Origin of the sequence: Microbacterium timonense, from assembly GCF_900292075.1 — a bacterium.
In the GTDB taxonomy this organism is placed as follows: Bacteria; Actinomycetota; Actinomycetes; order Actinomycetales; family Microbacteriaceae; genus Microbacterium; species Microbacterium timonense.
In genome coordinates this window covers 837,377-851,683 of sequence record NZ_OLMV01000001.1, presented here as the reverse complement: position 1 = coordinate 851,683, position 14,307 = coordinate 837,377, and the positions used below count along the sequence as shown (strand labels likewise).

Sequence of the window (14,307 nt, the reverse complement as noted above, 5' to 3'; positions counted from 1 at the left end):
ATGCACGATCACGCACCGACGGGGATCCGGGGGGCCGGCAATCGGCGGCTCCTCGCGATCTCGCTGGCGATCACGTCCACCGTCATGGTGGTGCAGATCGTCGGTGCCGTGCTCTCTGGATCGCTCGCGCTCTTCGCCGATGCGACGCACATGTTCACGGATGCCGCAGCCCTCGTCATCGCGCTCATCGCGAGCTCCGTCGCGGCCCGGCCTGCCAACGACCGCCGCACCTTCGGGTATCAGCGCGCTGAGGTCTTCGGCGCCCTCGTCAACGGCATCATCCTGATCCTCCTGTCGGCGTGGGTCGCGTTCGAGGGTGTGAACAGGCTGCTCGATCCCGGTGAGGCTGAGGTGCAGGGCGGTCTCATGCTGGTCGTGGCGATCGTGGGCCTGCTCGCCAACGCCGCGGCGATGTGGCTGCTCAGCTCGGCGCAGCGGCGGAGTCTCAACGTGCGCGGGGCGTACCTCGAAGTGCTCGGCGACCTCATCGGGTCGGCCGCCGTCATCGTGGCGGCGATCGTGGTGGTCATGACCGGCTGGGACCAGGCGGACGCGATCGCGTCGCTGTTCATCGCCGCGATGATCATTCCACGCGCCATCGGCCTGCTGCGCGAGGTGGTGTCGGTGCTCGCGGAGTCGGCACCCAAGGGCACGCACGTGAAGGAGATCCGCGACCACATCCTCGGCACACCGGGGGTGGTGGACGTGCACGACGTGCACGTGTGGCAGCTCACGCGCGGGGCGCCGGTGTTCACCGCCCATGTCGTGGTGGACGACCGCGTGATGCGGAGCGGTCAGGCCAGCGGCATCCTCAGCCAGTTGCAGACCTGCCTGTCGCAGCACTTCGATGTGGAGCACTCGACGTTCCAGCTCGAGCCGGCCGGACACGTCGAGCATGAATCGCACGCCTGAGGCGGGTCAGTCCTCGCGACGCACGTCGCCGGGCGACTTGTCCGGCCGCAGACCCCGCCAGCGAGGGTGGCGGAGGATGCCGCCCGGCGTGAACTCGCCGTACTCCACCTCGCCGACGAGCTCGGGCCGCACCCACAGTGCGTCGCGGGCGTCCAGGGGCGGCACGCCGCTCAAGGGATTCTCGTCGGTGCGAAGGGGGAGGAGCTTCTTCATGAGCGCGGCCAGCGTCGAATCGCTGAACCCCGTGCCCACGCGGCCGGCGTAGCGCAAGCCCTCGGGCGAGGGGATGCCGAGCAGCAGCGAGCCGAACGTGCTGCTGCGCGCACCCTTGCCCGGGCGGATGCCGGCGATCACCACTTCTTGCGTGCGGGTGATCTTCACCTTCAGCCAGGCCTCGGAGCGTGAAGCGCGGAGGTAGTGCGAGGCGGGGTCCTTCACGACGATCCCCTCCAGCCGCAGCTGCACGCTGGTGTCCAGCGCGGCGTCGACATCGTCGAACACCGGGGGCACCGCGATCGGATCGATCGTCGAGGAGGTGATCGCCTCCAGCACGTCGCGACGCTCCCGCAGCGGCAACGCGGTCAGGTCGTCACCGTCGTGCGTGAGCACGTCGAACAGGTAGTAGTGGACCGGGGTCCGTCGCGCTTCCCGAGTGATGTCGCCGGCTCGCTCCAGGTTCATGCGTGTCTGCAGAAGCGGAAAGCTGGGTCTGCCGTCAGGCTCCAGCGCCACGAGCTCGCCGTCGACGACCGCCGGCTCCGCGCCGAGCCCCGGATCGACGGCGGTGAGCTCGGGATAGCGGTGCGTGACCTCGTTGCCGCTGCGGGCGAACAGCCGCAGACGTTCGCCGTCCCACGCCCCGACCGCGCGGATGCCGTCCCACTTCATCTCCACCCACGCTCTCGCGCCCCAGCGCTGCGCCGCCTGCCGTGCCTGGGCGGGTGTGGCGGAGGTGGACAGCATCGGCCGGAGCGCCTCGAGATCCAGCGCCGGGCGGCAGGCGGCATCCTTCTTCGCCCTGGGGCTGCCGCCGGCCTTCGCCCTGGGGCTACCGGCGGCGCGGCTGTCGTCGGAGGGGCTGCTTTTCGGTTCCGCGGTTGCGCGGTTCGAGGCGCCGGCGCGGCGCACGGCCGGACGCCGGACCTCGTCGGCCTGCGGGCTCGGTTCGACCGGCGTGCCGTCGGCTTGCGGGCGGCCCTCGGCATCCGTCTTCATGCGATGCAGCAGCCAGCTCGACTTCTCACCCTCGCCCTCGGTGCGGATCAGCGCCAGCCGGACGCGACCGAGGGGTCCACCCGGACGGCCCTCGAGCGTCGCGATGATCTCGTCGTCGCGCCACTTCTCAAGGTCGTAACGGCCGTCGTCCCAGATGGTGACGGTGCCGCCGCCGTACTCACCGGCCGGGATGGTCCCCTCGAACGTGGCGTACTCCATCGGGTGATCCTCGGTCTGCACGGCCAGGTTGTTGCGTTTGGTCGAATGCGGAACCCCGCGCGGCACGGCCCAGCTCACCAGCACCCCGTCGTGCTCCAGGCGGAAGTCCCAGTGCAGCCGCGTGGCGTGATGCTCCTGGATGACGAACCGGGGCTTCTCATCGCCCGGAGTCGCGCCCAACGGATTGCGCGGCACGGGCTCAGGGGTGCGCTCGGCGCTCCGCTTCGCGATGTACGCCGACAGCGGCCCCGACTCCGCCTCCCGGCCGCCGGCGTGGAACCCCAGCGGCGCCATCGGGTCGCCGATCGTCTCGATGCGCTCCAGCACCTCGAGGAAGTCCAGGTGGCGCAGGCCCGGATCTTCCAGCTCGTCCCAGGTGCGAGGAGCGGCCACCGTGGGATGCAGTCGGCCGCGCAGGGAGTACGGCGCGATCGTCGTCTTCGAGCCGTTGTTCTGGCTCCAGTCGATGAGCACCTTGCCGTGGCGCTCGGTCTTCTTCATGCTGCTGACCACAAGATCGGGGTGGTCGGCTTCGATCGCCCGGGCGAGCTCGTTCGCCAGCGCCGACGCCTGCTCGGTCGACTGGCCTGGCGGCAGTGCCGCGTACAGGTGGATGCCCTTGCTGCCGCTGGTGACCGGAAAGGGCTCCAGGCCCATCCCCTCCAGGATGGTGCGCGCCCACGCCGCGACCACGGCGCACTCCGGCAGCCCGACGCCCGGGCCGGGATCGAGGTCCAGCACCAGCCGGTCGGCTGGTCCGCGCTCGCCGTCGGGAGTGAAACGCCACTGCGGCACGTGCAGCTCGAGGCTGGCGACCTGGGCCAGGTAGACGAGCGTCGGCACGTCGCCGACGAGCGGGTAGTCCTTCGGGCCGCTGGAGTGGGGGATCGGCATCCGTCTCACCCACGATGGGGCGCCGCGCTCGAGGTCCTTCGCGAAGAACACCATGCCCGGCTCGTCCTCGGTGCCGACGCCGTCGGGCCAGCGCTTGCGGGTCACCGGACGCCCGATGACGTGAGGGATGAGCACTTCGGCCACGCGCGTGTAGTAGTCGATGACCTCGCCCTTGGTGGTGCCCGTCTCGGGGTAGAGCACCTTGTCGAGGTTCGTAATGCGCAGCCTGCGGCCGCCGATGCGCACCAACTGCTCGTCACGCGCCATGCGCCAAGGCTAGCCGTGGACGGTGTGACCGGTGTGTACTGGTGTGATGAGGGCGATCTGGAAGGGTGCGCTGACGTTCGGACTCGTCAACGTCCCGGTCAAGGTGTACTCCGCGACCGAGGACCACGACGTGTCGCTGCATCAGGTGCACAACAAGGACGGCGGTCGCATCCGCTATCAACGGGTGTGCGAGATCGACGGCGAGGTGGTGCCGTACTCCGACATCGACAAGGCGTACGACGACGGCGACAAGACGGTCATCCTCACCAAGGAGGATCTGGCATCGCTGCCGGCCGAGAAGAGCCGGGAGATCGACGTCGTCGAGTTCGTCCCGAGCGAGCAGATCGACCTGCTCACACTGGACCGCGCCTACTACCTCGAGCCGGACTCCGCCTCGCCCAAGGCGTACGTGCTGCTGCGCAAGACGCTGGAGCAGACGGACCGCACCGCCATCGTGCGGTTCTCGCTGCGCCAGAAGACCCGTCTGGCGGCGCTGCGCGTGCGCGGCGACGTGCTGGTGCTCCAGACGCTGCTGTGGGCCGACGAGGTGCGTGAAGCGGCGTTCCCGTCGCTGGATGAGAGCGTTCGGATCTCGGCGAAGGAGTTGGAGCTGTCGGCATCCCTCGTCGAGAGCTTCTCGAGCGACTTCGACCCGGAGGAGTTCACCGACGAGTATCAGGAGGAGCTGCGCACCCTGATCGAGGCCAAGCTCGAGAAGGGCGATGCCGTCGACACCGCCGAGACCTTCGGTGAGCAGGAGGAGGAGGCCGGCGGCGAGGTGATCGACCTGATGGCGGCGCTCCGCGCGAGCGTGGAGAAGTCGCGGGCGGCCCGTGAGGGCGACGGCTCGAAGACAGCGGGGAAGACCTCAGGCAAGAAGGATGCCGAGGGCTCTGCCAAGAGCGACTCCAAGGCATCCGCGAAGAAGCCGGCGGCGAAGTCGTCGGCGAAGAAGCCCGCCGCGAAGAAGAAGGCGTCCTGAGCGTCTGATCGCGGTCAGGCCCTGGGGGCCTCGCCGTGCTCAGGGCCGCGGTCGAACACCTCGGGGTCGAGCACGAGCGCCTCCGCCTCGGCGTGGTCCGTGACGACGTCGGCGCCGGCGGCGGCGGCCTTCTTGGCCTTGCTGCGCTCGCGGAGGTAGTGCCACAGGGTGACAACGGCGGTGCCGCCCACGGCGGCGAGCAGGATGAGGTCGATGTAATTCTCGACGAAGGTCGCCACCGGCGGGATGAAGCCGATGAGGTAGCCGAACATCGTCAGGCCGAAGCCCCAGAGCACCGCGCCGACGAGGTTGTACAGCGTGTACTTCCACTTGTTCATGTGGCCGACGCCCGCGGCGACGGGAGCGAAGGTGCGCACGATCGGCACGAAGCGGGCGAGGATGATGGTCAACCCGCCGAACCGCTCGAAGAAGGCGTTGGTGCGCTCGACGTTCTTGACGCTGAACAGGCCCGACTCCTTGCGCTCGAACACCGCCGGCCCGCCCTTGTGCCCGATGTAGTAGCCGACCTCTCCGCCGACGAAGGCGGCCAGCCCGATCAGCAGGGCGACCCACCATACGCTGAGGCCGAACACGCCGTGGGGCGCGTAGTCCTGCGGGTGAGAAAGCAGTCCTGAGATGACAAGCAGTGTGTCGCCGGGGAGCAGGAACCCGACCAGCAGGCCCGTCTCGGCGAACACGATGAAGCAGACCACCGCCAGCGCCCAGGGGCCGGCCCATCCGATGATGGCGGCCGGATCGAGCCACGGGATCAGGGCAGTGGGAACAGCGTGCACGATGGTCATCCCGTCGTCAGTCGGCGGAGCATGCGAGATTTCGCGTGCGGAAGGTGGGACTTGAACCCACACGCCCGGAGGCACAGGAACCTAAATCCTGCGTGTCTGCCAATTCCACCACTCCCGCGAGTGGACTCAGTCTACTGAGGCGGCTGGGCGCCTGCTGTGGGGCAGACCCCCGCATCGACCCGGCGCACCGGTCGCCGGGCCGCGAGTCTCAGCGACGGATGCCGAAGAGGAAGTAGCTGGCCGGTCCGATCCAGTTCACGAGGATCGCGGGCACCCACGCGACCTTGGGACCGCGCACTTCGTCGGCGTCGCGGTGGGCGAGGTCCCAGAAAGCGAGGAACGCGAAGACCGCCTGCACGATGCCGAGCAGTCCGAGCCCCGTCTTCGCGGTGGGGGAGAGTTCCGTCTTGGCCATGTCGTCGCCGTCCTTCCGTCCTTCTTCCCATCCTGCCCCGCGAAGCGGCTCGATGGCACCTGTGGATAACTTTCGGCTGGCTCTGCAGGGAATTGCGAGGATGCTGCGGTGACCTCGCCCGCCGCTCCCGTCGCCACGCTGGTGGCCGAGCGGGTGCGCGAGAGGCTGCGCGCCGAACGGTCCGACCCGACGCGCGATCCGGAGTTCGCGGCGCAGATCGCGCGCGCCGAGGTGCGCCGCCACAACGACTTCGCGCTGGCCAGGGGGCTGGCGCCGGTGGATGACGAGACGGCCTGCGTGCGCGAGGTGCTGGCCGCCGTCGCCGGGTACGGTCCGCTGCAGGCCTACCTCGACGATCCGACCGTGGAGGAGGTCTGGATCAACGCGCCCGATCGCATCTTCGTGGCGCGGGGCGGAGTGCCCGAGCGCACGCCATTGATCCTCACCGACACCGCGGTGCGCGATCTCGTCGAGCGGATGCTGCAGTCCAGCGGCCGCCGCGTCGATCTCAGCCAGCCGTTCGTCGACGCCTCGCTCCCGGATGGATCGCGGCTGCACGTGGTGATCCCCGACATCACGCGACGTCATTGGGCGGTCAACATCCGCAAGTTCCTCCCGGCATACCGGGACCTCGGACGCCTGGTCGCGGCGGGGTCGATCGCTCCCGCGGGCGCGGCGCTCCTGCGCGACGCGATGATCGCGGGCAAGTCGGTGCTCGTTTCGGGGGCCACCCACGCGGGCAAGACGACGTTGCTCGGCGCCCTCATCGCGGCATGCCCGCCGCACCACCGCATCGTGACCGTCGAGGAGACCTTCGAGCTCGCCGTCGCGGCGCCCGACATCGTCGCCCTGCAGGGGCGCCAGCCGAGTCTTGAGGGTACGGGCGAGGTGACGCTCCGGCGTCTGGTCAAGGAGGCGCTGCGCATGCGGCCCGATCGCCTGGTCGTCGGTGAGGTCCGCGATGCCGAGGCGCTCGATCTCCTTCTCGCGCTCAACACGGGCGTTCCGGGCGCAGCCACCATCCATGCGAACTCGGCTCGCGAAGCGCTCGGCAAGCTGGCGGCCCTGCCGTTGCTCGCGGGCCGGAACATCGACGCGACGTTCGTGCAGCCGGCGGTGGCGGCATCCGTTCATCTCGTCGCCCACTGCGAGCGCGACGCCACCGGCATCCGCCGCGTGACCGAGATCGTGGCGCCGACCGGGTTCACCGACGGCGGCTTCACCGCGCAGACCCTGTACCGGGCGGAAGCTGCATGACCTTCGTGTGGGGAGCGGTGCTCGCGGCGGGCCTCCTGCTCGTCGTCTCGCCGTGGCTCTGGCCCGCCCGAACCCAGCCGCGTGATCGAACCGCACGCCGCGGACGGATCGCTCGCCTCCTCGAGGAGGCCGGAATGCCGCGGGTCTCGGTCACATCACTGATCGTCGTCGCGGGCGCCGCGGCGCTGCTGGCAGCCGCGGTGGCGTGGCTGATCGCCCCGGTGGGCGCCCTCGCCCTCGTCGCGGCTGCTGCGGGTGGCGCCCTGCCCTTCACGTGGCTCCGCGCGCGGCGGTCCAAACTCCTCCGCACACGGCGAGGGCTCTGGCCGGACGTCTGCGACCTGCTCATCGCGTCCGTGCGTGCGGGCATGTCGCTTCCCGACGCCGTCGCCAGCCTGGCTCACTCCGCTCCCGCGGAGCTGCGGCCCGCATTCGCCACCTTCGCCCGCGACGTCGCCGCGTCGGGACATTTCGACTCCAGCATCCAGCGGCTCAAGTCCCAGCTGGCAGATCCGGTCGCCGACCGCATCGTCGAGACTCTCCGGATGGCGCGCCAGGTCGGCGGCACCGAGCTCACCTCTGTGCTGCGCGCACTCGCGGCGTCGGTGCGGGCGGATGCAGCTCTGCGCGGTGAGGTGGAGTCCCGGCAGTCGTGGATCCGGGGCGCCGCGGTGCTCGGCGTCGTCGCGCCGTGGGTGATCCTGGCGCTGCTGGCGATGCGGCCCGAGGGTGCGCGGGCGTATGCGAGCCCGACCGGGGTGGCGCTCATCGTCGTGGGCGCCGCGGTGTCGGTCATCGCGTATCGGCTGATGCTGCGCCTGGGCAGGTTGCCCGACCCACGGCGGTGGTTCGGATGACGGGGTTCGCGGCGAGCGACGCCGCCTATGCCGTCGTCCTCGGCTCGGCCCTCGGGGTCGGCATCTGCCTGCTCATCTCGCTGGCGCCCCGCTGGGGTGCCCCGACGCTGGCCAGGCGCATCGCCCCATACATCCGCGATGTCACCGGTCCGCAAGGGCTGGATGTCGGATCGTCGCGCCTCCTAGGCAACTTGGCGTGGTCCGCGCTCGCGCCGGGCCGATGGGTGCGATGGGCCGCCGGTGACGACATCCTCACCCGGCGCCTGCATCGCGCCGGCTGGTCGATCGACGGTTCCACCTTCCGTGGGCGCCAGCTCGGGTGGGCGATCGCGGGGCTCGGCGCCGGCGGCCTCCTCGTTGTGCTTCTGGTTCTGGTCGGGCGCGGGTCACCGGCGCTCGGTCTGCTGCCGCCCGTCGCGGCGGTCGCTGCCGCTCTCGGCTACGACGCCCGCCTCTCTCGCGCTTCTCGGGCGCGCGCGACGCGGATCGAGGAGGAGCTGCCGACGATCCTGGAGTTCCTGGCGCTGTGCCTGTCGGCGGGTGAAGGCATCCTCGATTCGCTCCGGCGGGTCAGCGACATCGGAGCCGGCGAGCTCACGGCCGAGCTGCGAGGCGTCGTCGTGGCGGTGGGGACGGGCTCGCCGCTCTCGGAGTCGCTCACCCGCATGGCGGCGGGACTCGAGATCCCCGCGCTCTCGCGAGCCGTCGATCAGATCGCGGCCGCGCTCGAGCGCGGTGCGCCGCTCGCGCACGTGCTGCAGGCTCAGGCTTCCGATGCGCGCGAAGACGCCAAGCGCAGCCTGATCGAACGTGCCGGGCGCAAGGAGATCTACATGCTCTTCCCTGTCAAGCAAGAATCGTAATCTCTTCGAACCGCGTCGCCAGCGTGTATCAACGGGCGGTCGAGAGCACTCACCATAGGTTGTGAAGATGCGTACCGCTATTACCTCGCTGGCCCTGCTGGGAATCTTGCTCACGGGCTGTGCTGTTCAAACCGAGACCACCTCGTCAGGCACTGGTGGACCCACGGAGTCCCAGCCCATAGAGGCGCCCGCGGAGCCCCTGGACCTGACAGGAGAGTGGAAGCAGACCAATTCCAACAGCGCCGACAGCTATCAGGCGGCCACGATTACTGACTCCACGATCACAGTCGACTGGGTCAACGAGCAGGACTCGGCCCGGGCGCTGTATTGGGCCGGCACGTTCGAACCACCTACCGAGGACACCACTCACTACGAATGGGATTCGGTGAACGACAAAGCTCAGACCGACACCGCGCTGATGGCTTCGGGCGACGACACGAAGACGTTCACTTACTCGGACGGCGTACTGAGCTACGAACTGACCGCCATGGGCGTCACGATGACGGTCGAGATGGAACGCCAGTAGGGCTCAGGCGACGCGTTTCCTTGCCCGGGATCGTGCGGACTGTGCCCATGGGTCTTTCGGGCGGTTCAAATGCGCCCTCACTTCGGAGGGGAAGAACCGCCACACACCACCGACCTTGAAGCCGGGGATGTCGCCAGTCCTCACCATCCGGTAGACCGTGTCCGTCGATACGCCAAGAATGCGGGCCATGTCCGCTAGGTCGACCGCGCACTCATGGCTGGTCGCGTGGCCAGCCTGCACGGGGTGAAGCCGAGCACGGTTCCAGTCGTCGAGGTCTGCGGCGTAGAAGACGCTGCGACTTCCCTGCTTGTAATGCTTCGGGCCGGCGCCCTGACTGATCAGGTTGTAGAGCGTCTGAACGGCCATACCGCAGTACTCGGCGGCAGCCTTCGACGTGAGCACGGGACCAGTCATGGCGTGAGTGTCGGGCACGACGGATAATGTAATGGCTCGGCCGGAGGAAGGAACCCGGCCTGTGAACAGACCCGACTGGCACCCGATCATGGCCGCGATGGAAGGCCCGACCGGTGTGTGGCGGATGATCGCACCGGACGGAACCGAGTACGGCCGCGTTGAGATCCGCCGCGTGATGAACGGCACTGACACGCGCTACAAGGCGATCTGGCGCGGCGACGTGATCGGATGGGCCACGACGCTCCGTGAGGCCTGTTATCGCGTCCACGTGGCATTCCTAGCCGCTCACGGGCCGGGCGGGTCCCCGAAGGCCGACTGGGGAGGACCCGGTTGGCGCCAGCACGAAGGTGCGTCGCATACCCGGCACAGCACCATACAGTGAGCACATGACCGAACCTCGCGACACCTTCAACGCTTTCAACGCGGTGCCCGACTGGGGAAACGCCCCTGTCCAATACGACACCGATGACGTCCATAAACACTTCCATGGAATCGCATCGCGCGTGCATGCGGCGGCTGGCGACGACCTCCAGTACGTGACTGGCGAGATCAACAACCAGGAGCCCGCGTCCCCGATACGGATCTACGCTTTCACTTCCAAACTCGTGATCGCGGTATACGGGGAGTTCGGAAAGGTGTCCGTCGACGTGCACTCGCGCAGCGAGATCGTCAACGTTCGCATCCTCAACGCGCCTCTCGCAACGAGCGACCACATGTTGCTATCGGGCTCAGGTCAACTCGCATTCGAGGTTGAGTACCCGTTCGGCACGGCCAGTTTCGACCGCTGGTACCGCGGAGAGGACGACCGCGCCCGAGCCCTCGCGCAGTTCCTCGAGGACCTGGCGAATCGCTGACTGCTGGAGGGAGCGAGAGCATGAGCAGCATCACGATCGACGGTGTCACGGTCGAAGGCGAAGTCGACGGTATCGCCGCTGCGTACGAGAAGGTCTTCGCGGCCATAGATCGAGGCGACCCGGTGACGGTCAACCTTGCCATCATTCAACGCGAGGGGTACACAACCATCTGTGCGTTTCGGGTCACTGCCCACACCCGGTTGAGTGCAGTCCTCGAGTACACGCCCGCTCACAAGGAGATCCACGCGGAACACAGCATCGCGGTTTCAGTCCGGTGACCGTGTTTGGGGTGCGCGGGAGGCTGCCCACGCACCCCTCAAAGCTTCGCTACCCGAAGCGACGGCGTCTCCCGGCGTTGTCGACTTGGGACTGGTGCGCGTCGTACTGGTAGATGCGGCCGTCGATGATCCGTCCAAGACCATCACCCCCGATCTCGAGAGTCCCGCCGATACGGGCACCGTCGAAAGACATGCCCTGCGCCGCAGCGGATGTCATCCCTGCCGTCGCGGAGCGCACCAGAGAGAACTCACCCTCGATACCCTGAGCAAACCCACGGGCAGTGTTCGAACCGATCTCAGCGAACACCCGCGACGGCGAGTGAATCCCCAACAGATCCTTCGCCCACTCGATCGCACCACCGACCGTGTCCGTGATCGCCTTCTGAATCCGGTACACCATCGACGTGATACCGAGAACAAGACCCTCGATGATCTGACGGCCCGTGTTGTACAACCACATGCCCGCACCGGCCACAGCCGCAGCGACACGACCCGGGAGTGCCGCGAACCACAACGCCACCTGAGCGACACTCTGACCCACCTGTACCGCGAACCCAGCCACGTTGATGCCGGCTTCCTGGATGACCCGGTGCATGCCGATACCGAAGTCGAGCACGGCCCGGTACACCATGCCCCAGAACCCCGGGAGGGCGATGACCTTCCCGATGATCTCGTCGAACGAAACCCCGTTGAACAAGTCAACGGCAGCAGACACCATGCCCCAGGTGTCCATGAACGCCTTACCCGCGTCGCGGACAAAGTTGCCGAGCTCGGTGAGCAACCCACCGAGGTCTTCGATACCCTGCTGGGTCTCGGGTTTGTTCAGCCACTCCGAGAAGTCCTCAAGGGCCGGGATGCCGTCCTCAAGGAACCATGCAGACAGCTTCTCCGCCGTCGGGAGAAACGCTGTCCCGATCTTGGTGGAGATGTTCTCCCACCCCGCCGCCATGCTCGCCTGCTGGCCGGCGAGAGTGTCGGACTGGGCTGCGAACGTGCCCTGCTGCGCCGTCGTCGAGTCCATGATGAGCCCATACGCGGCAAGGATCCGCTGCTGAGCCGTCAGCGCCCCGTTCCCGTCATAGATGCCCAGCTCGAGGGCCTTCTGGCGCAACGCAGCGTCGTTGAGGAACACGCCGTACTTTTCAAGCGGGTCCGCCTCGCCACGGAACCCCGACATGATCGCGGCTACCGCGTCCTCGGGTGTCGTGTTCGCGAATGCGGACAGGTCAGCACCAAGCGTGATCAGCGACGTCGTGAACTCGGTGAGATCCTTGCCGGCCAGACCAGCGTTCTTACCGATCAGACCCAGGATCGAAGACGACTGGAGGATGTCGTTCATCGACTGACCGACAGTCTCCGCACCACCCTCAGCGAACGCCTGAATCGCGTCGGCGCCGAGCTTCCCGAACACGTCCTCAACAGCCTCTGTGGCCTGCTGGTAAGTGCTCGCGTCGTTGATCGCGTTCGCGAACCCATCCGCGATGAGCGACGCACCGCCGATCCCCGCGAGGACGCCACCCGTCTTGAGCAGGAGGGACTTCAGCGAGCCCTGCATCCCACCGAAGAACGTTGTTCCAGCCGTCGCTCCAGAGCCGCGGACGTCGCCCGCGATCTGCTGATTCAGGCTCTTTTCGAAGCCTTTCGCCGTGGGGACCACAGCGACGTAGGCCTCGTAGAAGGCATCAGATGCCATGACACTTCTCCCTTGCTTTGAGCGCCTGGGAGAAGCGGCGCGGTTATTGAGTTGATTGTTGTGAGGGTGTCAACGCTCGTTGACAGTTCTTCGGCCGTAGAGTCGACCGCTCGGCGCGTAGCGGAGGATGATCAGCCCGCGCTCATACAGGGCGTTCGCACCGCGGCGAACAGCGGAAGACCCGCCAACCCACACCCACTTATCCGGATACGCGTCGAGGCGCTCGAGAATCTGCCTCTGCACAGACCCCAGACCCCTGCTCACGATGCTCCGTAAGTGATGCGGCCAGAAACCCCAGACCCGTCCAGAAGGAAAACGCCAGCCACTCCCGGTCGGGTTGATGGGGTGGGGTGGGGGTGGGTACCTGGGGTCGTCATCGGAGTCCGGGGTGTTGTTCGGGTTGGTATCGACTCGACCGTCTGATGTTTGCCCATCGTGTTGCGTTGCCTTCGGCTGATGTCTTGGTGAGGTGACAGCGGGGGCATAGCCACTGGAGGTTGTCGAGGTTGTGGTTGTCGCCGCGTTGGATGTGGTCGCAGTCCCTCCCGGGGTTGTTGCACCGCTCCCCGTTGGCAAGTGTGTTTTCGCAGCGACCCCCTGCCCGGGCGGCTACTTGTGCCCTCCGGGTGTCCCAATCAGGGGGGAGGTGGTCTCTTCGGGTGCTCCCGGTGAATCCGTTGCCCATGGTGTTCCTTTCGGTGAAGGGGGGAGGGGCGGGACTGACTCCACCCCTCCCCGGTCTGTCAGCGCAGGGCGCGAGCGTTTGCGGCTTGTGCGCGTTCTTCCTCGGCGCGCCATGCGCGGTACTTCTGCTCGTCTTCTTTGAGCCGCTCGAGGTCGTGGAGCTTGTCTGCGAGGGTGTCTAGTGCGGTCGCTACGTCGGCGGGCAGTTTGCCGGTGGGCTGGTAGTTGACGAGTTGTCCGCCGAAGAGGTCGGCCTGGGACAGGATGGTGCGGACCTTCCAGGCGTCGGACCATGCCGCCCACTCTTTGCGCAGGTTCTCGATGGCACCGTTGACGCGCTTCGCGGCTTGTTCCATGACGAGTTCGCTCGGGTTCGTGAGGCTTGATGCTGCGGCGGCGATGAGCGGTGCAAGACGGTGCGATACGCGTGCGGCTTCGACGGCCGCGTCACGTGCGAATTGTGCGTGCGCTTCCGCTTGAGCAGTGTGCCGGTCCGTGTCGTTCCTGATCTTGGAGGCGTCCTTGCCGGTGGCGAGGGCTTCGCGAACCTCAGCCTTGTACTTCTCGGTGGCTCTCGCGGCAGCGTCGCGCTCCAGGTTGGCGGTGCGGCTGTGTTCGGCTTCGGCGTCGCGGAGTGCGGTGAGACGGTCGTACAGGTCGAGGATCTCGGGGTGCCCGTCGAAGAGGTCGCGGGGCAGGAGTCGCGTGTTGCGTCCGATCTCGGGCGTGGTGACTCGCTGGGCGAAGTTGATGAATCCGTTGGTCTGCCGGTGCTTCATGGTCGTTCCTTACTCGGTGATCTGGTCGATGGTGATGTTGGCGACGAGGTCGTGGCGGCCGAGCGCTCGCAGGCGTCGCACTTCGGTTGCGGTGAACGTGTGCCGGATGTCTGGTGCGGAGGCTCGTTGGACGAGTGCAGTGTCTGCTGGGTCGATCCCGATCAGGTCGTTGAATCGGCCGGCGTCGTGGGCCTCTGTGATCTGTGCGGGTGTCATGCCGGCGAGATCGTCCCGGCTGAGCTGGTGAGTCATGGGTTCGGTGTCCTTCCGTTCGGCCACACGTGGGCCGGTAGGGGTTCGAGGTTGCGGGTTTGGGTTCGCAGGACTTCTTCGAGTGAGCGGCGGCGGTGTGCTTCCCGTGCCTCCCGGGTGAGTCCACGGCAACGGTGGCAGTC

16 protein-coding genes and 1 tRNA gene are annotated in these 14,307 nt (G+C 67.5%); 9 read left to right on the top strand and 8 right to left on the bottom strand.

Features of this window, described 5'->3' with window-relative positions:
• Positions 1-912 carry a cation diffusion facilitator family transporter gene (locus C9992_RS04125; RefSeq protein ID WP_106814275.1) on the top strand — a complete coding sequence of 304 codons (912 nt, stop codon included), beginning with the start codon at positions 1-3 and terminating at the stop codon, positions 910-912.
• Between the two features lie 6 nt (positions 913-918).
• Here C9992_RS04125 and C9992_RS04120 read toward each other — a convergent pair whose 3' ends face one another.
• The gene (locus C9992_RS04120; RefSeq protein ID WP_106814274.1) at positions 919-3,507 is read right to left on the bottom strand and encodes an ATP-dependent DNA ligase; all 2,589 of its coding nucleotides are present in this window, start codon (positions 3,505-3,507) and stop codon (positions 919-921) included.
• Between the two features lie 46 nt (positions 3,508-3,553).
• On the opposite strand from C9992_RS04120, the gene ku reads away from it, so the two are divergent.
• Positions 3,554-4,489: a non-homologous end joining protein Ku gene (gene ku, locus C9992_RS04115; RefSeq protein WP_106814628.1), complete on the top strand. Its 936-nt coding sequence runs from the start codon at positions 3,554-3,556 to the stop codon at positions 4,487-4,489.
• 14 nt (positions 4,490-4,503) lie between these two features.
• On the opposite strand, the gene C9992_RS04110 is transcribed toward ku, so the two are convergent.
• From C9992_RS04110 to C9992_RS04100, 3 genes are all read right to left on the bottom strand, one after another.
• On the bottom strand, positions 4,504-5,292 hold the full coding sequence (locus tag C9992_RS04110) for a DedA family protein (RefSeq protein ID WP_407662208.1): 789 nt from the start codon (positions 5,290-5,292) through the stop codon (positions 4,504-4,506).
• A 36-nt stretch (positions 5,293-5,328) separates the two neighbouring features.
• A tRNA-Leu gene (locus C9992_RS04105) sits at positions 5,329-5,410 on the bottom strand.
• A 90-nt stretch (positions 5,411-5,500) separates the two neighbouring features.
• Entirely contained in the window at positions 5,501-5,707 is a 207-nt protein-coding gene (locus tag C9992_RS04100; RefSeq protein WP_106814273.1) for a PLDc N-terminal domain-containing protein, read from the bottom strand.
• Positions 5,708-5,815: 108 nt separating this feature from the next.
• Here C9992_RS04100 and C9992_RS04095 point away from each other — a divergent pair, with 108 nt between their 5' ends.
• The 4 genes from C9992_RS04095 (at position 5,816) to C9992_RS04080 (ending at position 9,210) form a co-directional block, all read left to right on the top strand.
• Complete coding sequence (locus C9992_RS04095) at positions 5,816-6,964, top strand: CpaF family protein (protein WP_106814272.1); 1,149 nt, start codon at positions 5,816-5,818, stop codon at positions 6,962-6,964.
• Entirely contained in the window at positions 6,961-7,821 is an 861-nt protein-coding gene (locus C9992_RS04090; protein WP_106814271.1) for a type II secretion system F family protein, read from the top strand. Before C9992_RS04095 ends, C9992_RS04090 begins: the two co-directional genes overlap by 4 nt.
• Positions 7,818-8,684, top strand: a complete 867-nt coding sequence (locus C9992_RS04085) for a type II secretion system F family protein (protein WP_106814270.1) — start codon at positions 7,818-7,820, stop codon at positions 8,682-8,684. Before C9992_RS04090 ends, C9992_RS04085 begins: the two co-directional genes overlap by 4 nt.
• Positions 8,685-8,751: 67 nt before the next feature.
• The gene (locus C9992_RS04080) at positions 8,752-9,210 is read left to right on the top strand and encodes a hypothetical protein (protein WP_200826214.1); all 459 of its coding nucleotides are present in this window, start codon (positions 8,752-8,754) and stop codon (positions 9,208-9,210) included.
• Positions 9,211-9,213: 3 nt separating this feature from the next.
• Here the strand turns inward: C9992_RS04080 and C9992_RS04075 are convergent, their stop codons facing one another.
• Positions 9,214-9,642 carry a helix-turn-helix domain-containing protein gene (locus C9992_RS04075; protein WP_160150823.1) on the bottom strand — a complete coding sequence of 143 codons (429 nt, stop codon included), beginning with the start codon at positions 9,640-9,642 and terminating at the stop codon, positions 9,214-9,216.
• 43 nt (positions 9,643-9,685) lie between these two features.
• Here C9992_RS04075 and C9992_RS04070 point away from each other — a divergent pair, with 43 nt between their 5' ends.
• From C9992_RS04070 to C9992_RS04060, 3 genes are read left to right on the top strand one after another with little or no spacing between them, the layout of a single operon-like run.
• Complete coding sequence (locus C9992_RS04070; RefSeq protein WP_235007965.1) at positions 9,686-10,006, top strand: hypothetical protein; 321 nt, start codon at positions 9,686-9,688, stop codon at positions 10,004-10,006.
• Positions 10,007-10,010: 4 nt separating this feature from the next.
• Positions 10,011-10,478, top strand: coding sequence for a hypothetical protein (locus tag C9992_RS04065; RefSeq protein ID WP_106814266.1), 468 nt, complete (start codon positions 10,011-10,013; stop codon positions 10,476-10,478).
• A gap of 20 nt (positions 10,479-10,498) precedes the next feature.
• Positions 10,499-10,756, top strand: a complete 258-nt coding sequence (locus C9992_RS04060; protein ID WP_106814265.1) for a hypothetical protein — start codon at positions 10,499-10,501, stop codon at positions 10,754-10,756.
• Positions 10,757-10,805: 49 nt separating this feature from the next.
• Here C9992_RS04060 and C9992_RS04055 read toward each other — a convergent pair whose 3' ends face one another.
• From C9992_RS04055 to C9992_RS04045, 3 genes are all read right to left on the bottom strand, one after another.
• Positions 10,806-12,449, bottom strand: coding sequence for a phage tail protein (locus C9992_RS04055; RefSeq protein ID WP_106814264.1), 1,644 nt, complete (start codon positions 12,447-12,449; stop codon positions 10,806-10,808).
• A gap of 743 nt (positions 12,450-13,192) precedes the next feature.
• The gene (locus tag C9992_RS04050) at positions 13,193-13,912 is read right to left on the bottom strand and encodes a hypothetical protein (RefSeq protein WP_106814263.1); all 720 of its coding nucleotides are present in this window, start codon (positions 13,910-13,912) and stop codon (positions 13,193-13,195) included.
• A gap of 9 nt (positions 13,913-13,921) precedes the next feature.
• On the bottom strand, positions 13,922-14,164 hold the full coding sequence (locus C9992_RS04045; RefSeq protein WP_106814262.1) for a hypothetical protein: 243 nt from the start codon (positions 14,162-14,164) through the stop codon (positions 13,922-13,924).
• Positions 14,165-14,307: the final 143 nt, after the last annotated feature.